Annotated in this window: 19 protein-coding genes; 5 read left to right on the forward strand and 14 right to left on the reverse strand. The window is 55.0% G+C overall.

Annotation, left to right across the window (positions count from 1 at the left end):
* Positions 1 to 173: 173 nt before the first annotated feature.
* Complete coding sequence (locus tag GTP90_RS02305) at positions 174 to 587, forward strand: DUF6876 family protein (RefSeq protein WP_161081947.1); 414 nt, start codon at positions 174 to 176, stop codon at positions 585 to 587.
* 69 nt (positions 588 to 656) lie between these two features.
* A complete protein-coding gene (locus GTP90_RS02310; RefSeq protein ID WP_161081948.1) occupies positions 657 to 1,139 on the forward strand; it encodes a hypothetical protein in 483 nt (160 codons plus the stop codon).
* A gap of 1,262 nt (positions 1,140 to 2,401) precedes the next feature.
* Here GTP90_RS02310 and GTP90_RS02315 read toward each other — a convergent pair.
* Positions 2,402 to 3,529 carry a tyrosine-type recombinase/integrase gene (locus GTP90_RS02315; protein WP_161081949.1) on the reverse strand — a complete coding sequence of 376 codons (1,128 nt, stop codon included), beginning with the start codon at positions 3,527 to 3,529 and terminating at the stop codon, positions 2,402 to 2,404.
* 1,355 nt (positions 3,530 to 4,884) lie between these two features.
* Between GTP90_RS02315 and GTP90_RS02320 the strand changes: the two genes are divergently transcribed.
* Together GTP90_RS02320 and GTP90_RS02325 are read left to right on the forward strand one after the other, a co-directional pair.
* Complete coding sequence (locus GTP90_RS02320) at positions 4,885 to 5,934, forward strand: PRTRC system protein D (protein WP_161081950.1); 1,050 nt, start codon at positions 4,885 to 4,887, stop codon at positions 5,932 to 5,934.
* Positions 5,931 to 6,308, forward strand: coding sequence for a hypothetical protein (locus tag GTP90_RS02325; RefSeq protein ID WP_161081951.1), 378 nt, complete (start codon positions 5,931 to 5,933; stop codon positions 6,306 to 6,308). Before GTP90_RS02320 ends, GTP90_RS02325 begins: the two co-directional genes overlap by 4 nt.
* A gap of 523 nt (positions 6,309 to 6,831) precedes the next feature.
* On the opposite strand, the gene GTP90_RS02330 is transcribed toward GTP90_RS02325, so the two are convergent.
* The 8 genes from GTP90_RS02330 to traF all read right to left on the reverse strand — a co-directional run bounded on the left by GTP90_RS02330 (position 6,832) and on the right by traF (position 14,444).
* Complete coding sequence (locus GTP90_RS02330) at positions 6,832 to 7,125, reverse strand: hypothetical protein (protein WP_161081952.1); 294 nt, start codon at positions 7,123 to 7,125, stop codon at positions 6,832 to 6,834.
* 186 nt (positions 7,126 to 7,311) lie between these two features.
* Entirely contained in the window at positions 7,312 to 7,482 is a 171-nt protein-coding gene (locus GTP90_RS02335) for a hypothetical protein (RefSeq protein WP_161081953.1), read from the reverse strand.
* Positions 7,483 to 7,755: a Mu transposase domain-containing protein gene (locus tag GTP90_RS02340; protein WP_161081954.1), complete on the reverse strand. Its 273-nt coding sequence runs from the start codon at positions 7,753 to 7,755 to the stop codon at positions 7,483 to 7,485.
* 316 nt (positions 7,756 to 8,071) lie between these two features.
* The gene (locus GTP90_RS02345) at positions 8,072 to 8,272 is read right to left on the reverse strand and encodes a transposase (protein ID WP_161081955.1); all 201 of its coding nucleotides are present in this window, start codon (positions 8,270 to 8,272) and stop codon (positions 8,072 to 8,074) included.
* Positions 8,273 to 8,293: 21 nt separating this feature from the next.
* Positions 8,294 to 8,590, reverse strand: coding sequence for a hypothetical protein (locus GTP90_RS02350; RefSeq protein ID WP_161081956.1), 297 nt, complete (start codon positions 8,588 to 8,590; stop codon positions 8,294 to 8,296).
* 253 nt (positions 8,591 to 8,843) lie between these two features.
* Complete coding sequence (locus GTP90_RS02355) at positions 8,844 to 11,987, reverse strand: conjugal transfer protein TraG N-terminal domain-containing protein (protein WP_161081957.1); 3,144 nt, start codon at positions 11,985 to 11,987, stop codon at positions 8,844 to 8,846.
* Between the two features lie 23 nt (positions 11,988 to 12,010).
* Positions 12,011 to 13,429: a conjugal transfer protein TraH gene (locus GTP90_RS02360; RefSeq protein WP_161081958.1), complete on the reverse strand. Its 1,419-nt coding sequence runs from the start codon at positions 13,427 to 13,429 to the stop codon at positions 12,011 to 12,013.
* Between the two features lie 31 nt (positions 13,430 to 13,460).
* A complete protein-coding gene (traF, locus tag GTP90_RS02365) occupies positions 13,461 to 14,444 on the reverse strand; it encodes a conjugal transfer protein TraF (protein ID WP_161081959.1) in 984 nt (327 codons plus the stop codon).
* A gap of 358 nt (positions 14,445 to 14,802) precedes the next feature.
* On the opposite strand from traF, the gene GTP90_RS02370 reads away from it, so the two are divergent.
* Complete coding sequence (locus GTP90_RS02370) at positions 14,803 to 15,852, forward strand: hypothetical protein (RefSeq protein ID WP_217431927.1); 1,050 nt, start codon at positions 14,803 to 14,805, stop codon at positions 15,850 to 15,852.
* Positions 15,853 to 15,890: 38 nt separating this feature from the next.
* Here GTP90_RS02370 and traN read toward each other — a convergent pair whose 3' ends face one another.
* From traN to GTP90_RS02395, 5 genes are all read right to left on the reverse strand, one after another.
* A complete protein-coding gene (gene traN / locus GTP90_RS36780; protein WP_161081961.1) occupies positions 15,891 to 18,731 on the reverse strand; it encodes a conjugal transfer protein TraN in 2,841 nt (946 codons plus the stop codon).
* 139 nt (positions 18,732 to 18,870) lie between these two features.
* Positions 18,871 to 19,503, reverse strand: coding sequence for an IncC plasmid conjugative DNA transfer DtrJ family protein (locus GTP90_RS02380; protein ID WP_161081962.1), 633 nt, complete (start codon positions 19,501 to 19,503; stop codon positions 18,871 to 18,873).
* A gap of 13 nt (positions 19,504 to 19,516) precedes the next feature.
* Positions 19,517 to 20,149 carry a hypothetical protein gene (locus tag GTP90_RS02385; RefSeq protein WP_161081963.1) on the reverse strand — a complete coding sequence of 211 codons (633 nt, stop codon included), beginning with the start codon at positions 20,147 to 20,149 and terminating at the stop codon, positions 19,517 to 19,519.
* Between the two features lie 80 nt (positions 20,150 to 20,229).
* On the reverse strand, positions 20,230 to 20,523 hold the full coding sequence (gene traA, locus GTP90_RS02390; protein WP_161081964.1) for a TraA family conjugative transfer protein: 294 nt from the start codon (positions 20,521 to 20,523) through the stop codon (positions 20,230 to 20,232).
* A gap of 1,405 nt (positions 20,524 to 21,928) precedes the next feature.
* Complete coding sequence (locus tag GTP90_RS02395) at positions 21,929 to 22,597, reverse strand: DsbC family protein (RefSeq protein ID WP_161081965.1); 669 nt, start codon at positions 22,595 to 22,597, stop codon at positions 21,929 to 21,931.
* Positions 22,598 to 22,606 lie beyond the last annotated feature (9 nt).

Here is a 22,606-nt window from a genome sequence, read left to right on the forward strand (position 1 = left end):
CACCCAGCCGTCGATCCGGGATCGCCACGGTGATCGCCACAATTGGATTTGGAGGGATCGGCTCGGTAATCTCAATGCCAACAACGAACTCGGCGCCTCACAGCGCCCAAGCCGAGATCCGGGCCCGGCAGCAGCCGCCCCTCGTATTACAACCAACCTTGAGGAAGACAAGCATGGACGCATCGCAACTGCGCGCTGAGCTGGCGCAATACAGCAATGGCTTCGACTGCACCTATCACCACTCGCTGGTCAAGACCTTCCTCTACAGCCCGGGCGCGCAATGCTTCGCCCAGAACGCCGGCGGCGGCGCTTACTGGATGCTCGATATTCTGGCGACCCAACCGGAAGTGAAAGCGGCCGTCAAGCAGCACGGCTTCGTCGTGGTCATCCTTGACGTCGTCGGCTCCAAGGCCGTGCTGACCGTCGCGCGCGACTACAGCGCCAACGAAGGCGACCAAGGCGTTGACGCCGGCGGCACGTTCGACCAGATCGGCTTCCAGCAAACCATCGACTACACCGACTGCCCTGCGGGCATCTGGAAGTTCTACATCAGCGGTGGCGTGCTGATGCTGCCGACGGAATATTGAACGCAGCCAAGCGCATCGTGCCTGATGGGCCACTACTATCCCCTCCAACGCAACCGAAACGGCAACAGCATGGTCAATATCGCCCAACCAGCAAGCCAGCCGGACGTTAGAGGGGACTTACCGCTGGACTCGTGGTTACGCGGTGTGCATCCGGGTCAGCAAGTGTGGTGGAATGACCCCAGCATTGGCTTGTGGTCCGGACACTACATCGTGGACGAGATTCAAGGAAATGCCGTCACTCGACAGAACACCCCTCTCATTTTGCGCGAGGTGCCAGAGAGCAGCGTCAGGGCAAGTATCGAAGCGCGCGCTGCCGAACTGTCCCCGACGAAACCGGAAGACCTGCTACCTGTTGTCGATAGGTATGAAGGGGCCAGCACTATTCGCGGCTACGCGACCACTAAACAACAGGCGTTGTACCTAGGAAATGCCGTCCTGGATCACATGGTCATTGTCGTTGACCTCGCAGAAAACGTCACCATGCACGATGGCACGGTTCTAGAGAAGGCTTGGGTCGCATCCACCGGGATGGCAGAATTCGACCAAGACTGAGCAGCAAACTCGTTGCACGTTGAAGCCTTCTCGCCGTCCTTAACCTCCTCGGCTTGCCCCGCGCAGCACGTTTCGATGCTGGCCTGCCACGTCATACAAGCATCTTGAAGATGCCGACCGAGTTTTAGGAGCAACCCAGGTGCATGGCGGCACCTCTTCGCCCTCCTGAAGTTCATCATCCTCCGCCTCCTGGCGTGACCCGCTCCCCGACACGGCGGGCCGCAAGATCCAATAGCATGGTAGTGGCCCTGGTGCCCTCAAGATTGCGCGGCGCTCAACAAATGTTGACCAGCCGCGGGTGGGCGCACCTCACCCCAGTTTGGCAAGGCAACGGCTGGCCGCTTCCCGTCCGATGCAGAGGGCCTGCCAGACGACGCGTAGGGGTACCACACAATATGCGCAGAACCATACCGGCCCCAGGCGACGCTCAAAGATCGGTAACGCCCCCACCGTCGCACAGAGATGGCCATGCCTGCCGCGCCAATCATCGATGTCGCCGTGATAGGTGTTCACCTTCGCCAGTGCGCTTGCGCTTGGGTGTCGATGGGTTGGTCTGCTTTACGACTTGACGCTGTACCGGAAGTGGAAGCCGCCACCTTCATGGTGGACATACTGGCACTCCATGCCGCGCGCTTCCGCCTGCGAGGACGACAGCGACGCGTGGGCGAACTTGCCCAGCCGCTCGGCCCAGTCGGGTGGCAGCAGGTGCTGGAGCCATCACTACCAGGTCGACACGCTCGCATCCAAGGACAAGACCGACAGCGCCGCCCCTTTCCGGCGCCACAGTACCGCCCACCCAGCAACTCGATCAGAGCGCGCGCTGTACGCACGTGGCAGGCACATAACCGCCGCGTCGCCCGGCACCCTGCGGAGGTAAGCGACATGCCAGGTGAACGTCGCGCACGCGTCAAATCAACGTGGCATCGGCGCGCGACAAATGCACCAGCCAGCGTCGCTCGGCCGGCGAGTCATTATCCGTTCGTCAAGCAAAAGGGCATATCTGCGTATTAGCGGATAATAAAATGCCGATGACGGGAGCCATGCTGACAAGGCGCGGGCGTGCCAGCTTCACTGCGGTTTGGCAGGAAAGTGGTAGGCACTTGACCGTGCCGCCAGCAGGCTCGCTAGGCTATTTAGCGTTGCAGCGATACGGCCGCATCCGCCCCAACAGTCACCGTCGCGCTGCTACGCCATCATGCTGGGTAGAGATGAGACGGGCGAAGCTGGGGTAGCGGGCGTACGTCATTTGACCGGTCTCCCTGTTACGACGCGGGCTCGGAGCCTCCTTCCCTACCATCGGGGCGGGGTGCCACCGCTACCTCGGGAGAGCCGGGGGCCTGCTGCCTTGCCCCATCCTCCACAGCATTTGCCTGCGCACGGGTAGCGGCCTTCTTCAAATTCGCATGGCTACCATAGTAGGATGAGCCGATCGTCGTGCGCGTATGACCACCTTCCTCGGCCACCACCGCCCGGGCGAATGCCTCAAGCGCACGAGGAGGACGACGCCCTCCCCGCACTGGGCTCAGCTCCCCGGTGATCTGCTCGTACCGGTTGTTCATGTATTCGTGGCGCAATCCGTGACCGCTGACTTTCATCTTCGCATGGTTGACATCGCAACGGTACAGCACGTTGTCATAGCGCTTTAAGGCCTGCTGCAGCGTACGGTTGCGGGGGCCACCCAGGTGGGCATTGAGCGCCGGGCCGACCAGCATCTTGGCGATGTCCAGGGTGCGGCGCTTGATGTCCGAGTCGATCGGGACGACGCGATCACGCCCCCCCTTGGTGCCGTCGGTTACGAACAGCAGGTCGCCCCGGTCAGCACGGTTAGGCTTCATCATCACCGCCTCCTTGCGACGTAGCCCAAACACCAGGGCCATACACGTCTGGATCCACACGAAGGCGTCGTGACGCGCGATCTCCCCCAGCTTGGCCTCAATGTCGACGCCGTTATCGGACCAGGTCTTGGGCGCCACCGCAGAGGTAGTCACCCTCACCCGTTCGGCTGAGCTGGCGTAGGACACTGTGTCCCTCACCATCCCGTCCTTGCCGATCCACTGCGCCAAGGAGCGCAGCACAGAGACGCGATTCTGGATCGTCGCCGCAGATAACCCCTTCTGCTCCCAGTGCTTCACCAAGGCGACAACATGCTTGGGCTTGAGCCCAGCTGGGTCGGGGAGCATATAGCCCAGCTCACGCAGGTCACGGAAGCATTGCTTGAGTCGAGCCACACGCGCCTGCTTGGTACCACTGGACGCAATGCGCGAACCATTCTTCGCCAGGTGGGCGTGGCGGTCGACGAGGCGCTGCAACCGCAGCAGCCATGAGTCCCCCTTACCGCCGGCGGGCGGTATCGGGGGGACTGCGGCACTTGCGGTAGAGGTGTTACGCATCTGGGCCTCCATATAACCAACAAATTCATCAGAGTCGAGGTGTTACGGGTCTGGCAGCCAGACAACGTCAACGTGGACAATTTCTTCGGAGATTCCGAACGGCATTTCGTTAAAAGGTAAGTCGCCTGCCCTGGCGTCTGTTTCCAGAACGGACAAGACAATCCTGCAAACTGCAGCAGCGAATAAATCCCGGATATACGGCCCGGCAACGCGAACTACGATTGAATGTTTCGCAATAGCGTGTACACACCAGAGGTGTCCAGCCTACCCTGCCAACGGGCGGCCTCTCCTTCCGCATGAACCTATGGATTTCCCGAGGCAAAGAGCCTGTCGGATGTCACATAGGCCGGATCATTCACCATGCCAGGCATGGGTTCACCGTGAAGTGCGGGGTGCAGCTAAAACGAAACATTAGGGTGGACAGGCTGCTGTCCGTTGATGAACGGCTAAGGCCGCCGCGCGATAGCGCTGTGGAAGATACAAAACATGGGCTCGCTGCCCAAACGACAAATCCCCTCTACGGGGTCGTGATGTTGTGAAGCGGCGCAATCGAAGCGCCCAACTCCAAGAAAATCTGGCGGATCAAATCATGGCCAGACGCAGGCATTACCTGCAAACCGCACACAAGTACGGCGTTTGCTACGTGGTGCTCTCTGCACTAATGCGCTTTTCGCCGCGCGGGCGGGCCTTGCGGCACATCCAACACGGTCACGTGCGTAACAGTTGCAGCACGCTGACCAAAACCGAATAAACCAGGCGCACCGACACATGTCAGTGACGATGGCAGATTACAGAGCTTTAAATCCCAGGTCAACAAAATCTCAAGCTATTCACGCAAATAAGTATTTTGGTTATCCCGCGTTTATCCTCCTCGTTTTAATTGTAACGAATTGATTAATTACGCGATTTCTATCACTCTCCTCCTCGCAGATCTCTAAAAATCCTAGCCAAACTTCAAACCGAGCGCGGCGCGAACTACCGCAACGCCGAGGGCCCATTCGACCAACAACGACGAAGGGACCGCAGTTTCGTCCCGACGTGGCCTGGAATTGCGTGCTCTTCAATATCAGTACCGAACTTGGATACTCCTCACATTGCCGTCGGATTCGCAAACCCAGTGCAATACTTAAACACTCAAACTGAATACAGATGCAAACCCTCCGACGTATTTCTTCGCCGCAGTACAAGATCGCACCCCATCTTTGACATTAATCACGCCTTACAACAAATCCTCAAAGTGAGTTACCGGATAGTGGCTTCTTACAAAAATCCGACGAACAGACGTAATGCCAAAATGCAGTGGACAGCCTTTGAATGGCCAACGGCCGGCAAACACACTTAACCACGAGGAAACCATGCTTACTCAGTCCACGCGTCAAATCATCCAAGCCGTTGATATCGGCTATGGCCACACGAAATACGTGATCCAACGGCTCCAAGACGAGATCCAGTGCGGGTCGTTCCCGTCGTTCGCGCCGCTCGCACACAACGAAGAAGGTGGGCTGTCCACACTCGCCCCCGCGCGCAACTGCGTGACGGTCCTGGATTCGAATGGGAAACTGCGGGAGGTAGGCCGAGACGCGGCACTGCTCAGTGACGGCACCAACGTGCGCAACATGGATGACAACTACACTACGGCGCCGGAATACCTGGCCCTGTTCCGCGGCGCTCTACGCCATATGGCGCAAAGGGATATCGACATGTTGGTGACCGGGCTACCGGTGAACCTGTACAAATTGCCCAACCAAAAGGAAACCCTCGAACAGATCCTCACTGGTGCCCACAAAATGCCTGACGGCGACGAATACTTCGTCAAAAAGGTGATCATCGTGCCGCAGCCTTTTGGAGGCTTCTTTGACTTCTCCGTCACGAACAAGAAATTCGACGACATGAGGCGGCAAACTAACCTGATGATTGATCCAGGTGAACGCACATTCGATTGGCTGGTGATGCAAGGGATGAAACCCATGCCAAACCTGTCCCATGCTCATCCGAAATCAATGGGCGCGATCATTGAGGCAATTGCGCAGTCACTCGGCCGGGAACTGAAAACAAACATCACGTCTCTCCAATCTCAGCAGCGCATCAGCCAAAGCCTGCGTGACGGCGAGCACCCAATCATCCGGGGACAACAACGTGACATCTCCAAACATATGGCAGGTGCGCTGGAGATAGCTGAAGAAGCCTTGACCGCAATGTCTAAAAAAATTGGCGAAGCAAACGACATTGACAACATCATTGTCTGCGGCGGTGGGGCCAAATTCTTCTACGAACTGATCAAGTGCCGGTATCCGGATCACACTGTCCTCATGAACGCTGATCCAATGTATTCGAACGTCCGTGGGTATCAGATTGCCGGTGAACTATGGATGCGTCAGCAGACCAAAAACCGGGTTGCAGCATGACCCGTCGAACAAAGGAAAGCGCCGAGCATTTCATCAGGCTCAGGATGAATCCTGAGCTGCACCCCTTCCTGCAGGAGCACCTCCTCGCAACGGTCACCAGGAAAAATTGGGGGGCAGCGCTATTAAACCTCGCCGCAATAGGCTTGGCCACGAGCCGATTGCAGCCTGGTGCTGCTCGCGACCACCAAGGTCAGTGGGAAGCTGACAATGGTGCGACGACAGCGCCCCCATCAACGGAAAAGCCCAATGCTCCAGCAGGCCAAGACCAAACATCCGACGAACACGGGGCCGAAGTTGAGCAAATAACCCTCAGCGCTGATGACTTCAATGAATTGTCATCAGTGTTTAATGTCAGCAGCACGACGCCACCCTAGCACTAGCGTTACGCTCGGTAAGTTGCAGCCCTTTTTTAATTTTCGGGGAACGGGACCAGACGGACAACGGACGAGTCTGGCGGGCATCTCGAATCCCCCCAGTTCTGGCATGATGCCGGCAACCCGAACCTTGAGGATGGGCTGCACGCTCTTGACGCTGGCATCGCTGTGTTCCAGGGCGCGCGCACGCGGCTTCCAGTCTTTCTACTGCAAATTTGTTCGTCAGCGAAAGCACGACCAGGAAGCGGTGGTAGGCGTGCTAGAAATGGTGCCGCAGCCCCAGCGGCCGCCCGAGCCGCGCAGCGCAGCGTGGACCAACGGCCTACACGCTCGCCGTCAACAACGCAGCGTCCAAAAGGCCACCTCTCGGTGGGCCGCCGGCATGCGGGCCGCTATCGTCGTGTAACGCCACCTGAATGTGCACCGCGCATGGCTGGTGATGCTCTGGCCGCGCTGGAAGAATTCGACAGTCGCGCGTGACTTGCACGTCGATCTGGGCGCGCGCATGGTGGCCGGCCCCCGATTAGTAGTGGCCGCCGATGTCGACGTGGTAATCGTCGCCAGCCCGCAGCACCGTCGATTCCGCGTATTCGATCGGGAGCTCCGGCAACAGCCGCAAAACAGGCCAGTCCACCTTGGCGGAGGCGATTGCGCGGCAACCCAGCAGCTTCTTCAAGGGGTGCAAGTTCAAGTCCGGAAGCAGGTCGCACTGCACCTGGTTGACCTCGCTACAGCGGAAGGAGCAGTTGCGCGGCTGCCGCGACACCGCCCAACGCTCGACTACCAGCACACCGCTCTCCCCCTTGGACTTATCCATGGGGCGCCAGGCGTGTGCCGAAATCACGGCCACGCTGCAATATTAGGCCAAAGCGCGGTAGGCGGATGAACGTCGGACCAGGTCTCGCTGCTTATTCCATTGAAAGCGGATACCCGTTCCGCCGCAAACTGGACACCCGTTCCAGCAGCTGACGGCGCTATGTTTCAGGGCCCGCGCGCAGGCCGCCTACAGCCATTCGATGCCGTATCTCTGCGCCAGGGACAACACGCCCAGGCAGCTGCGGTAGGCTTGCCGGGGATGACGCCGCCGGCTCAGCAGCCATCCGAGCAGCACCGCACAGCGCGGACCGACGCCCTCCGCGCGCGCCGTCAAGGTCACGGCGCTCCACCAGGCCACCTAGCGGTGCGCCGGCGGCATGTGCGCCGCTATCGTCGGGTGACGCCCCTTGAAGGCGCACAGCGCGTGGCTAGCGATGCGCTGGCCGCGCTCGACGATCTCGACCGTCACGCGCATCACGCGCACGTCGACCTGGGCGCGCGCATGGTGGCACGGCGCCGAGTAATAGTGGCCGCCGATGTCGACGTGGTAATCGACGCCGACCCGCGCCACCGTCCATTCCGCGTATTCGTAGGGGCGCTCCGGCAACGCCCGCAGGGCCGGCCGGTCCAACTCGGCGAAGGCGCTGGCGCGGCAACCGGGCAGCTTCCTGAACGGGGCTGGTTCAAGTCCGACAGCAGGCCGCGCAGCGCCCGGTTCAGTTCTTTGAGGATGAAGAAGCGCTGGTGCCGCAGCCGCGCCTGCACCCAGCGCATAACCACCAGCACGCCGTTCTCCACCCCGGCCTTGTCCTTGGGGCGGCGGGGGCGCGGGAGCGCGGGGGCAGCACGGCCACGCCGTAGTACTTGGCCAAGTGGTGGTAGGTCGGGTTGACGTCGGACTCGTAGCGCGACGCCTTCGACACGCCGCTGCGCAGGTTGTTGGGCACCTACAGCTCGGTGCAGCCGCCAAAGAACTCGAGCGCGCGCAAGTGGCCACCTATCCAGTCCGGTAACTGCTGGCTCCAGGTCGCCTCCAGGTAGGTGTAGTTCGACGCCCGCAGCACAACAACGAAGACTTGGGCCTGGCGCACTTCGCCGCTGCCGTCTTCGATCACGCCAATTGTCTGGCCGGCGTAGTCGATGAACATCCGCTCGCCGGGCGCGTGGGCCTACCGCATCGACAGCGCAAGTTGCTGACGCCAGCGCCGGTAATGCTCGCCAAACGGGCTGTACTGGGAGCCTTCCTCCTGCTCAGCCTTGTACTCCTGCCACAGCAGCTCGAACGTGACGCCCTTGCGCCGCAGCTCGTAGTGCACGGCCGGCCAGGCCGACGCCCGCAGTCGCACCGAAGACGGCTCGACCGGCGAGAACAGCCATCGCTCCAGCGCCGGGTAGTCGCTCCCCTGCGTCACCAGTTGCGACAGGCCGGCCAGCTTGGCGCGGCCATGCTCGAAATACAGCCGCAAGACTTAATGGATTTTGCGCCTGGATAACCATTTGTTAGTCCAGCAACCCTCCGGAGTAAATCCCGGGAGGTTGCCGCAGTTATCCCCTTGCCGGCCCACTAAGGTCACTTCAAACTACCCAGTTTAAAGTGCAATCAGTGTCATGTTTACGCTGGAATCAGTGTCCAGTTTGGCGCGGAATACGCAGTCTCGCCGCACCGCGACGAGATAAACCCAGAACAATTCACATTTTAAGGGACAACCGTCCTTTGACTCACTTAGCGCCTTTGCCAGCACCCTGTGCCCTGGCAGCAGCCGCTGCTCGCCTTTCCGCCCTGAAAGCAGCCTCTGCCTGCTTTTCTGCCTTCTCAACCACTTTTGCAGCCGCAGCTGCCTCCTTTGCCTCCCCCATCGCATGCAAAGCTTTTCCTGCAGCACCGCCGCCCGTAACAGCAAGCGCGGCACTCACAACATCTGACGCCACTTCCTTAACTTTAGGCGACGTCCCAGGAGGCGCAGCAAAATCGACTGCGCGCTCAACCAATCCGTGTTCAACAGCATCGACCGCCTTAGCTCCTCCTTTCGCAACAGCAGGAATATTTGTCATGGTCTCCGTCATCGTCTTCTGCGCATTTCTATCTACATGGAAATGCTCACGCATGGCCGTTTCTACCGCCCTACCACGTTCGCTAACGCTATCCTCACCAGTAACGTCCGCCGAAGGGAGCACCGGTTTCAAATGGGATGCCTCATTCAACCGCGATTGCTCCGCGGCAGTGAATTCGGGTGCTAAAGTCCCCTTACGATGAGCGCCACCGCCATTGTGCGAAGGCATGGCCTTGCCGCTTCCGCTACCGCTACCGCCATGATGGATAACCGTTGGACTTGGCGCAGCCGAAGGGCTATTAGCAGGACCAACGATACCCGGAGGGGCACTATGCATTTTCTCATCAACTGCAGCCACAGCACCCTTACCGGCCTCTTTCAGCCCCCCTGCATTATTCAACAAGCTAGTATCCGGCTCGTGAACGTCAAGAGCCCCTTTGGCAACTGCACTAGGCGACAAGCCGCCGGCGGTGACCCCAGATAACATATCAGCTAACTGCGCACGGCCATCCGCGGTGCTGCTCAGAACTCGTGCTGCAGCCATCAGTTCATTGTTAGGATTCTTTGGTGCAAGTCTTTCCAGCTTTTCCAATTCACTATTGAATTTTTGCTCATACACAGCACCGCCGGCTCTCGCAGCTTTCACCAACGACTCACCATGATCTCCAGCCTCAGCGAGCTGCTTTGCCAAATTGTATTCCGGCAGGTTCTGGGAAGCGCCGAACGACGAACGCACCGAAGCCACTTTTTCCTTCGCCTCCGAGGCAGTCGAGACAGCCGACTCCGTTTCAGAAACACGCCTTCCAAGCTCTGCACCATAGACTCTCGACACCTGATCGGAAAAGCGCGTGCCATCGGTCTTGGAGTTATCTTGTGCAATACTCTTCTGTAACCCTGATTGACTCGTCAGTTGCTGTGTAAACTGCTTTGCCAATGCCATTGAATCGGAAGAATTCAGGCCGGTCTGCGACGCAATAGTCGCTGCAATATTACCCTGCGCTACAGGCATCGCAGCGCCAGTGCCAAGCCCACCGTTTGCGCGCGCCGCGACCATTAATGCATTTGTTTGTTGGGCGTTAAAGTTATGGGACTGTGCAAATCCGTCGACAACGGATGTTATCGTTTGATCTGTCGCAGAAGTACCCGATCTAATACTGTTAGCCAATTCGGCATACCGAGCATTAGTTTCGGTATCGTTCTTATTGAAGCCGAAGCCGCTCGTGTACGCAGTACTGGCATTCGAACTCACAGCTTCAATCTGCGAGTTGCGCTTGGAAACGGCAGAATCTGCCATTTGCCCAAAGCTATAGCTCACATAACCACTCTCCAGACCGCTTCTGAAATTGCCAATATTCGGGCTGTTGGTCATGGCAGACTGCTGTGAGACGACTGGCGCCGCCGAAGCGATATCCGGTGCCGCCAGCTTCGAGTTGATATGCTGCCCCGACTGCATCCGGCTAGCCAATGCCGACGCCGTCACAGCGCCGCCATAAACAAGCGTCAAGGTCAACACAGGTACAGAAGCTGCCATCAAGCCACCAGTGCCAATCCAACTACCGACAGTAGTATATAGACTCTCCATCCCAGAATAGGTGGTGGGGTCAATCCCAGCGGAAGACAACAAACTACTAACATCCTTGTTCGCTGCGAAATAGATGTAGGTATTGACAATCGACATCACAGGCGGCCAAAGGGATATCCAAACAATGGACAGAAAGTACTTGCCAGCCAAATCGACGCCCATGGGGCCAATAACAACCAGGAAACACATTATCGGGGCCAAACAAACCACAAATGACTCAATAAAAGCCATTAAGGGGCGCGCCACTTCCTTAAATAAAGTCTGCTCGGTAGCCCATTGATACCGTCGCTGCTCAGCGGCTTGCGTCACCATGCTCGCCAAAACAACTTCACCTGTAGAAGCCGTGTAGACAGATTTACCATCGTTAAGCAGATTTCGCATCAACGCGTTCATCATGAATGTCTGAGCCGAATTTGATCCGACTCCAACCGCAACCATGGCATCACTGACCGATTGCGCAGGCGAGGTTTTCCCAAAGACATATTTTAAATAGTCATTCCATCTTGAATTAAAATCGCCCTGCAGGTACAACGTCAGCGCTTCATATGCGTCAGAGCAAGTGCGATCCGTGCCTTCTGGCGGATCGATGTCGGGTATGTACGTTGTTATGAAGCGATTAAAAAAGGTGGTCCTCAATGCTCCCCAGATGTCTGTTGAAGTTTGAATTTTGGCCCACGAGACTTCCTGCTCCGGACTCGGATTATTTGCATCATAAAGCGCACATTGCGCAATATAGCTAACCAACGAATTACGCGATTCACCGCTATTGCCACTCCCGGTGGCCGCAGAACCAACACTAAATCCATCCATCTTCGCCAGAATGTTTAACGAATCCAAATAGCCGTTGGTCGTCATTGAAGGAGCGCTAAATGCGGTCTCGTATGTGATCGTCAAATAATGTCCCAGCCTGGTAACGATAGACATAGGGACAGCCAACCCAAGCGGAATATTGTCGATATCCTGACCACTTGCCGTATATGCATCCTCGACGTGAACCGAAACCTTCGGCACAAAAAACAGCATGTACAACACAAAACCAACAAAAAAATATTCCAGATCGAAACGCTGCTTGACAATAGCACGGCCACCCAACACGAGCAGACTAAACATAAGGCCCATGCCGACCATAGCACTGACATTTCCATGGTCATTAAAAACCATAGCAACGCCTGTAAATGCATTAGTGAGCATGGTTGCGTCACCAATGCTATAAATCCAAAACGGAGTCATCGCATATCCTTACACAAGAATTGTCAGTGCGTTGCGTTGGGGGAACGCATACGCCCAGCAGAGCTGCGATATAAGGCCTCAGCCGCAAAACGTGCAAAATCCTGCTGCTCCTTGATGTTCGACAACGTCTTCTTCGCCGCCATCATTTCTCGATAAGCGTCCGCGCGTGCAGCCTTAATTTCATCCATGATGTGTTCATTATCCGAGCTCCATTTACCTATCAATGCATGCTCAACGGCGTCGATTGACTGTATGATAAAACCGGCTGTCGTCTCAATCGCAATAACTTCACTTAAACTTGTGGCCAATCCCTTCAGCGCAGCTGGATCACTTGCGACATCACGCAACAAAGCAAGGATAGGCGGCCGCGACGCTGCGATAAAACTTTTCTCCTCGTCGGTAAACTGACCAATCGATCCCCGCTTGTTAATTTTCGAAATGATGCCTGTTCCAAGATCGTCTGACATGTCCGGCGGAGACGCTGCACCAAAAAGGAGCATGTTTACTATTTCCTTCATGCCTACAAAATCAATTTGTTCTTCAGCCATATCAAGGCAAATATCATCATTGCACTTGTAAGCCAAATTGTTGGGACTATTATGAACGCCATTCAAGATATCGCCGAATTTCAACAATGGTCGATAAGGCTTTGGCAAATATTGATAATTACCATCAGCATCCTTTTGTTGACGAATAATAGCTGTACCGGTCACATTCATCAGCATCCTCAACATACTGCCATCGCCTGAGGCAAACCATGTAGATGCATTGGAATCCCAAAGTGCCTTCCAGACCACGTTCCTTTCCATCCCTTGTGCGGTCGCTGCTGGGAGCACATCGATAATACTCCCCACTGCGGACTGGATCTTAGCCGCCACCTGGTCAACAACATAGCCGTCTTTTCGTGCCTCGTTTTCAGCCTGGCTCTTTCTTTCAAGAGCCCATTCCTCCAGACTTGAACCATGCAAGATCTTCTTTGCGGCATCACACGAACTGATCATGTGATTGTTAATATTCTGAATAATCTTCTGCAAACTCTTCATTTCCTGCGCGCAGGTCGGGCATAACCCCTCCATTGCCAAGCCAAAAGCATATCCCGCCGCATTCTGGGCAATGGTCTTTGACAGCTGAATGAACTGATCCATCGAAATAAAACTCAAGGAGCCGCCAAACATGTCTATGCCATTACACCCTCCTTTCATGCTAGGTGCAACAAAGCCTATTTGCGGCGCCGCCATGGTACGGAAGCGCATATTGATCGAACCGCCAGTTAAAACTCCACGTCCCTGCGCCACATACGCATTGGGGGAGGTAACATTGACCATACCATGGAACATGCTCTGCATTTCATTCTGCAAATTCGCCTTGCTGCTCAAAGGAGCAAGAAGAGCGCAAACGCAAACGAGCCACTTGGCCACTGCATAGAAATAAAGACGATTCATATCAACCCCAATCCTAGTCTTTTAGGAATTTTCATCGACTGTGAGCGCGCTCACTCGAACGAATTTCTTTCCGAATGTAGTCAGTCAACGACTGCCGATCATCCAAGATTTTTTGGTCCATATCACGACCAAAATTTGACGAAACCTTGGTTTGTACGACAGGACGAGTGCTCGCCATCGTGGGTTCGTCAATTAATCCAAGCGTCTTGCTTACAACCAATAACCTCTCCACTAGCTCATCCGTGGATGCGACCCACTCAGTGAGCTTCACATAACTGGAAGGAGGAACTACTGCGAAAATGGACGGGAGCGACTCGACACCCATTTGGTTTGCCTGGCCTTTGTCAGCAACAAATTGCATTTTCGGGCGACGAATAAGTGGGCGACCATCAAGGGAGACAGGTAACACTTTAAAATGGTAGCGTTCCGCCAATCCTTGCAAGGCATTTAACTGTACGTCGCAGGCGGAACAATCTGAGCGAAAGAAAAACCAAACACCAACACGCTCAGCGACAGCTTGGGCGACATGCGTTTTCGAAGCCAATGCCTGTTCATCCAGCGCGGCTGAACCTGCGGAACTGGACGGCCGCCGTTTGGACTCATTAAAGTCCGTGTCCTGGAGAATCACTTCCTGCCATACATCCGAGAAGGTGCTCGCTTTATCCAACATGACGCGCTGCAGAGCAATGTAGGCCGTGACATTCTCTTTAGTAGGATTGTCAATCGCCTGCTCGCGGTACTTGTCTAAATTCTCTCTAAACCATTTCGTGCTGAACGGCGCCGGCGTAGGCGGGGCCGCCGGCTTTTGCTGCATCGGAGCCGGCTCTGGTCTGGGCGCGACAGGCTGCGGTTTCGCGGGATGTTCGCCGTCCGCTTCAGGTTCTGGCTCACGCCAGAACCATCCCCGCTCCTTTTGCACGTAGAATGCATCGCTGTCGGCGGCATGCGCAACTGTACCTGCGAACAGCTGCATGGCGAGAATTCCCAATATCGATGCGCGCGTGATTGGCTTCATGTGTCGATTACAACACGCCTGAGCTGCTATCTATTTCCGTAAGCATCCCGTTAACGACCTGTTACGCGGAAAATCAACAAATTTGCGGTGGTAGGACTTGACTCGATTGCTTATGAATCTGATAATCAATCAGTGTTAAGCCGCCAGCGTGGCGTAAAACGCATAGACATACCATCAGGCAAAATCTCTCAAGTACCGCCAGCGCAAAAGCGAACGGCGGTGTCCAGGTGCCTTTGAAATGCACAAGGTGCAACTCAAAGCCACTTTCTTGAGCTGTAGCTGGTACTGCTCGTCGGCGTATCGAGCGCCAATCTACCCAGCAAATCCACAAATTGCTTTTCAGTCCAACTAGGAGACAATGGCCATCCATTTGCGATGCCAGGCTTCAGCCTCCTATCAATTAACGAAGTACAACGAGGAGATAACTATGTTTTCGAAAGTTGCTTTAGTAGTTGGCATGATGTTCGCCGCGACAGCGGCTCAAGCAGGCATTTTTGGCTCCTCGGAAAGAATCCCGACGCCACAAGAACTGCAGGCGGAAACGAACTGCAGCAAAGATCATTCCGTCGCATATTGCACTTTCTGGGCAAGCGGTTTTCGCGGAAAGATCGATGACGTCGACCTGCCTGGGGAATTGCGTAACAAGGTGGACGCCAACGGAAGCCTAGGTCAAGTACTCTCCGCTGCTGGAAGCATCGGCATCGGCGCATCTCAGCTGGCCGGCGCGGCACCAACGATTATTTCGAAATCCGGCATGGGATCTCTAAACATCGTGGGTGGCCTGATGCTGTTAGCCGGTGGGACTGCTGATACGACGAATGTCGACAAGATGATTGCTTTTCTGCCAGAGTCTGAGGCTTCGGACCCTGAAACAGCAGGCGCAATAATCGAGAATGCTTATGTCGATGCCTTCGTTAAAGCCGTACCGGGAGTTACCTCAGCAACGTACGAGACCTTTATGGCCGAGGACGGATTCTACGTGTCGTCATTTGTGTTGCACGGCGGTGATTGCGACACAACGAAGTGCGTGCTCTTTTCGAACGTTTGGGGGAACGTATGTAAATACCAGCCATGCAACCGTCCAAAAGCAAAAGCCCGCCTTATTCATCACGGTTATTTGGGTCAAGGCAAATTTTGGGCTCCGCCGAATGGAGAATTCGTGACACTTGTCATTAATCCGGTAAGTCACAATGGCTATTATTCATCTTTCGCCAAAGTGAATTATGAACTTCCCGCAATCAAAGATAAGCTTGAACTTATGACCAAGGTATCGCAAAAACTCCCACAGTGGGCATCGTATTTCCTTGGGCCGTCACGCGATAAAACGACGATCCCATGCCCAATGGTACTACAGGGTGGAACGCAGTACCTATTCGTTAAACCCTCCTCGCAACTTGCAGCGAACTAAAAAAAACCCGGCTTCGATGCCGGGTTTTTTTATCAAAGTTAATGTGTTGGCGCGACCGCCCCACTTCGCATACTATTACTCAGCGTGTTAGACAAATCTTTATTTCCAACTTCTGTGTTACTACCATTCATCCCGGTGGCATTGAAACGCGTAATCGCGTCCGCTGAACTGCTCGAACCGCTAGACGCTGTACCACCTGTATAAACACTGGTGCCAGTTGTCGCATTTAAATTCGCCAATACATTGGCTGGCGCTACACCAGCCACGTTGAGCGAGTTGAAATACTCAGTGAGATCCATGGCAGTGAAGTCAAGCGCTGACAATTGATCTGCGGAGAACCCCGAACAGTCCGGATGTTCACCTCCCCCCCAGCTCTTGCCAATTTGCGGCCGGCCTTGCTCATTAACAATTCGCGCCAATATCGAATTGTAACAGCAGTACGATTTTGTATATTGCGTGCAAACCTTGATAAATCCAAAGGAAACTTTACTAGAACAATACTCGCCGGTATATACACACAGATTCAACTTCTTGTTTGCCGCCAGCTGATATGCACCTTGATCCGAGCAGTCAAAGAAAATAATCTGATAAATGATCAGAGCCCACGTTATCACCTGCAACCAGAAAAATATTTCACTGAGCATAGCTAACTGCGAGTTGCCAGCCCAATTAAGCGTCGTAAGACCATTCTCCCCCTCGGTGAATAACCCTCCCTGGCCAGTCAAGACACTATGATCGATCCCCAACTCGTCTGCGAAATTAATAGCCTGCTTACACATATCGGACTGCATTGTTGCCCACGTCGAAACACCGGAGGCCGTCTCAAGACTGCTCGTCACCTGGGCTTCCGTAGCCGGTGCCGCACTGGAGCCCACAGTCCAGGTAGACTTCACCGTGTCGATGGCACTCGATATTGGCTTGTACACCCAGTCATCCACTACCTGAGCGGTTTGCCGGGAAACCTCACTCCACTGCCCTGTCTCAGATGGCGTACCAATGCTCGAACCAGCGCTCGCGAGCGTATGCGATCGCTGCACGAGATTCCACGTCGTGTAACCTAAACGCACCCAGTCTGCAATATTGACCGTGGGAGGATTGACGCTGCAGCAGTTATAAAAACCAAACGCCGAATACGAGCAGGCCATCTGCGTGCCGCCAAAGACTTTACAAGACCCTTGAGCAGAACAGGAGGAATCCATCGCAATACCAGTTGCCAACCCGAGGGCGGACGCAACCGTATTGAAGTCTCCATTGCTTTCATCGTGAGGAACTACACAATCCGTACCCATGCACCGAACCGCGCCAGGGCAAGTTACTGTATTGCCGTTGGTAGGAGATGGATTTTGGACAGTCGAGGTCCCATTCGTACACGAATAGGTGTCCTCCCACTTGATGCAATTACTGTCTGTCCCAATATTGCACCTGGACGATACGTAGCTGCAGGCTGAATCGGACTGGACCGTGCCACACGTCGATGCAGGCGCACAATTCGAACCTGTTTGATCGCAATGACACTTAAAATTTTTGGCGGTAGCCGCCAAGCAAAAACCCTTCGTGTGGTCCTCACCTGCGAACAACGACGGAACCGAAGCTGACTCCGCAGATCCAGCGCCGATACGCACGCCACCAATCACCGCAACACGCGAAGCACTCGTACAAGTCCACGCCGCAGTAGTCATCTTAGCCTCGATCGGGGTCGGGTCGTCGGCAAAGTGGACAGTGCCGCTAGCGTTCCCGGCCGAAGGCGTCAAAGTGTGTACCGTCACTGTCAAATCACAGGACGACCCATCCGAGGAGCAATTAGTCGCCGTGAGCGTAGCTCCGCTATAGCTTTGATTATTTGTCGCGTCGGTCCCCCACAACCCTGGCATATCAAAATACGACGGCGCCCCATTTGCCGCATTAATCCAGAACTCATATGGTCCGCCGCCACCGCTGACTGTATGAGCATTGGAAACACGCACTTGAAAGCCTCCGGACGAGCAGATGTGTTCAACGAGAACACCGTTGCGCTGGCCAGATCCGTACGTATTGCCTACGAAAGTCGATTGATTAGAGAAGGTGGTTCCCGGCGTGCAACCTGCTGGAGCGAAACCAGCGACATCGTAGGCCGCACAGGCATCGGTGGAGTTACATGAGTCAGGATTGCTGGAAACGCTCCCGTCCTGGTTGCGATTACTGGCGCACGCCGTAACCGGTACGTTGCGATCACAGGTGGTTTTGTAGGTATTTGTCAGTACCGTAGTGGTTGGCGTAGCGCTCGTGGGCGTGACGATGCAACCACTGTACCCACTACCCGAACCGTTGGCGTTGACGTTGGAGGCAATGACGGCAGAGTTGTTCAAGAACGTATCACCGTGCGCATCATAATCGTACAATGCTCGCGTAAGCGCGCTGCCATTGATCGTTTGATACGCATTCCCCCAATGCGAACCTTCTGTCTGCCCAACGGAACGAGCGGAATTATCCTGGTCAACGACGGCGGCTTTGCCACCCGAAGTTGCGGCTGCGGCACTATCGATGAAACCCGGCTTCGCGCCAGGTGCAAGTTGGTCGGACGACAGCGTCTTGCCCGCCATAGCCCCGTTTTTTAAGGTGATCGTGGCGCCAGGATCACCACCAGAAATCGCCGGTAGTGCAAACGCGCCTAGCGACGACGTCGCCGTAGCCTGGCCATCCGCAATGCCCCTATCTGCAGCACGCGATACACCAGGTAATAGCCCAACGCTCGCCACAGAAAACGCCGCAGCGATCGACGCCAGTTGAATCTGCGACAGCCGCTGTAATAGCGCAGCCTGGTTCAAATTCGCGATCAGCGGCGTAGCGTTCATCGCCAGGATCACGTAATACACGACAATTATCTTCAGCTTAGAGATCACGAGGTGCCCCCACTATAGCAACGGCCAACCGTAACATGGCGACCATACCCAAAGTGATGCGAAACCCCACCACTTCAGTCATCTCACAGCCATTTCACGCGCATGTACCACAAGCAAAGTGCAAACATGGGCCCAGGGTTCAGGCTAGCCGCTGCGTATGGGAAATCATAGCGAAGAGTGCCAAGCAAAAGACGCCAATCCAAATGGGCGAGACCAGTGGATTGACCGGAAACGGGAGGAGAAAATAGAGAAACGGAAAACTGATCAGCGCAAGCACTGCATGGGACATGGCCCCAAACACGACAGGATTGGCGTACTCATAATTGAACTGCCTTTTCTTGCGAGTCGCCATACCATCAACGATGACTGCGACAACAAACGGCATGAGATAGGGCAACCACATCATCAGGATAGTCATGCGTTGAGTACCGTAGTAGACGGCTGTCCAAAAAGTGCGGAGCTTCTGGTCCATCACCTTAAACATCGGTCGCCCCATGTCTGCTAGGGACCTCGAATCGGACAATTCGTCCCGAGATGGGACAAAGGCCTCATAGGAGCCCTTGATCCACCCCGAGTCAAAGAAATAGCGCTTGTAGACCACATCTGTACGCTTAATGATGCTGCTGGCCATCTCCTCACCAAACGTACTGACCACCATTTCCCTCTCACGTGACGCCGCGCGACTAATCGTATCGCTGGACAACGCAACGGTAACAATCACTACCTCGACGAGGATGATCAAGAACCAAATTAGAAATCGACGAAAGGTCATGGACGATTCCCGGTCAGGCAGAGAGGATGGAAGGAGCTCGATCAAACTCGCACAACGAACCGCCAATGGCGACCAAGTCATGCTGACTGAGGAGTTTCGCAATGATGCAATACCTCGCAGCATTGCGCTCATCGAGGGTCATGCACGAGGCTATCTTCTGAACCGTCAAGGTCTGTACTCCACTGACCGATGCTCGCCAGGCAGAAATTGGCATATCGAGTGAAGGCCATATTACCGCCCCGTCAGCCAAGACGGCCGTGACATGCACATCCAATACGTCGTCAACATGACGAAGCAAACCATACAAATAGGCAGCCACCTGCATGTCTTCAAAGGCGACGCTGTTACGATAAAAGCGACACTTGGACAACTCATGCAAAGCCGAACGGAAGCAACGCTCAAACAGAGAGCAAGCTTCAACTGCCGGCGCAGGCACGAGGTCGGCAAAGTAATCGGCCAGACGAACAGTAATGTCCGCCATCGACGGATAGAGGTCGAAGAACCTACGCAATTTAGCAGCAGGTTCGATCGAATTCAGCGCACGGGCCACTATCCTGTCCGCCGGCGAAAACAAGCCATGATCGACCTCCAGCTGAACACCACGCAAGGCTGGGACTTGCAACTCCACGACGACACCACTATGCATGACGACATCCCAATACCTAAACTTCAAAAAAGAAATGGGGCCACTGGCCCCATTCCACGCATCCAGCCGAGCTGCGCTCGTTAGATGACGGCGGTCACGATGTTCTCGATCACGCTCGGGCCGTAGTTCATGATCATGGCGCCAGCGATGCCGGCCACAGCTGCGACGACCGATTGGCGCACGATGCCGGCGGCGAGGCCGACGATGAAGATGGCCAGGGCGATGATCTTGCCCAGGGTGCCCTTGGCCCAGCCCGACAGCAGGTCGTAGACCTCGGTGAACTCGGTGCCGCCGCTGCCCGCCATAGCCAGGCCGGGAGCCAGCAGGGCCAGACCCATCACGACGCCAGCGGTGCGAACGGTTTTTTTGGACATGGTAACTTTCATGGTAATCCCCTTATGAAGAAGTTAAATTCGAATTAATCCGGCAGACGCCGACTCGGTTGTTCGACACCACAATCGCGCTGTCGATGGAGACAACTATATCGGTGGCTGAACCGCTCAAATTTCCGTAAGCAAGCAATAAATACAACCTTTTGAAAACGGCCACGTCACACTAACGATATTTTCTTTACAATTCATGTACTTACAAACTTTTCCAGAAAATGCAGCCATAAAAGGCATTTCACATTGATCGATATCCGCCAGAAACTAAGGCGCCAATTTCTATTGGCACACGACGCGGAGTTCCGGTTGCTTAACAAACCTTAAGACAAGTCTGAGAAATCAATTAAAAGACCAACATCAACTGTTGTGTAAACACCATTTGCCCGCATATCATGCGCGACGTGTCTCCCCACATACGCCGCCAACATGCGCTATTAGTATTTTTGTTTAACTGTATTCCATACTACATTCCAATTTTATGGCTTACCCTGCAACGTAGCGTCCAAGGTACGTCGCGGGAAAGTGCCTGGAAGCGCTAGCAATTCAATGACAAGGGCAAAATTGCGGACCGCGGTCCGGGCAACTTTTCGCATGCTAAACAAGTGGAGCGAGTAGATAAACTACCAATAGCGCCCAGTTGTCCGGCTCAAACCAATAGGTCTGTGCGGGCTTGACCGGAGGTAGACAAAACGGAGGTCCAAGGCGCGAGCGCGCACGACGGATTTACAATAATCTGTCCGAAGCCACGTATATGCACTAGTGATATAGGTGAGTATTCGCGCAATCGGTGCGACGTTATCGCCTAGATCCCCGCCACCGATTCTCCTGAATCACAACCAGCCAATCGCGTAGATCGCCGCCGGCCTAGACGGTGTGCACCTCCACCAGCTGCGGCCCAATGAGCGGCGCGAGCGCCGGTCGCGCCCCCCACTCGATGCGGACCGACTGGACGCCCTGGACGCAGCGCGCGGCTCGGGCCGGGCCGTCTCGCCACCCTGTTTTGAAAATTCCTTGGCGGCGTGCACGTCGTCCAGGTGCAACGATGGTCGGATTTTTGCAGACTGCAATTTTTAGGGTGGCGGTGTTCTACGCGATTAGGTAGCGGCGTGCTAGGCGAATGAATGGCGGCGCTCTGCGCGAACGGGTGGTGGCTATGAGGCGAATATTCAATTATAGGAGAGAGCACAAAGCCGAAAAATAGTAAGGCCCAACGAAATTCGACAGTATAGAGTCAGGTTAAAAATCCGAGCGAGCAATCCGAATCCGCTCTGGACCTAATCTAATCATTGGACCGGTCAACATAGTTGCGCGAAGAAACCAACTCATATTCGCAAAAAAAAGGCTGGTCAATTTTTGACCAGCCTCATATGGTACGCAACGCGATTAGTGGTTATCAATCAGGCATTTTGAGATGACGATTGATTTCGGACAACGGAATGGCACCCGGAACCCGATCACCATTTTCAAAATACAATGTCGGCGTTCCGGCGACTTTCAAACGATGGCCCAGCTCGATCATTTGATTCAATGGAGCAACGCAGCCAGCAGTGGTCTCAGGCGACTTGTTATCCGCCATCCATTCTTTCCACGCCTTTGCCCTATCAGGCGCGCACAAAATGCGTGCCGACCGTTCAGCGGAGTCCCCCCCCAAAATTGGGACCAAAAAGGTGTAGATCGTCACATCGTCAAGCAAAGCGAGATCCTTGGACAGACGGCGGCAATAACCGCAATTGGGGTCTTCCATGGTCACCAACACCTTTTTGCCATTGCCTCGGACCTGCTTAATCGCCAAATCAAATGGCAGCATCGCGATCACTCGCTTTGCCGTCACATTCGTCCTGGATTTACTGTCAATAATGTTACCTACGACGTAACCCGAGACTTCCTTGTCGGTATAGAACAACTGCCCGTTGGCATATACCTCATAGAGGCCCATATAGTCTGTTTTGGTTACGCTGTCGACTTTCATGCCTAAACGATCTTCGATCAGCTGCTTAACCGAGTCTTCAGCCTGTGCAAAGGTGCACGCCAGGCTGAGAGCCAACATCAACAAAAATTTCATAGCATCCAC

The organism is Duganella vulcania (assembly GCF_009857655.1).
GTDB lineage: Bacteria > Pseudomonadota > Gammaproteobacteria > Burkholderiales > Burkholderiaceae_D > Rugamonas > Rugamonas vulcania.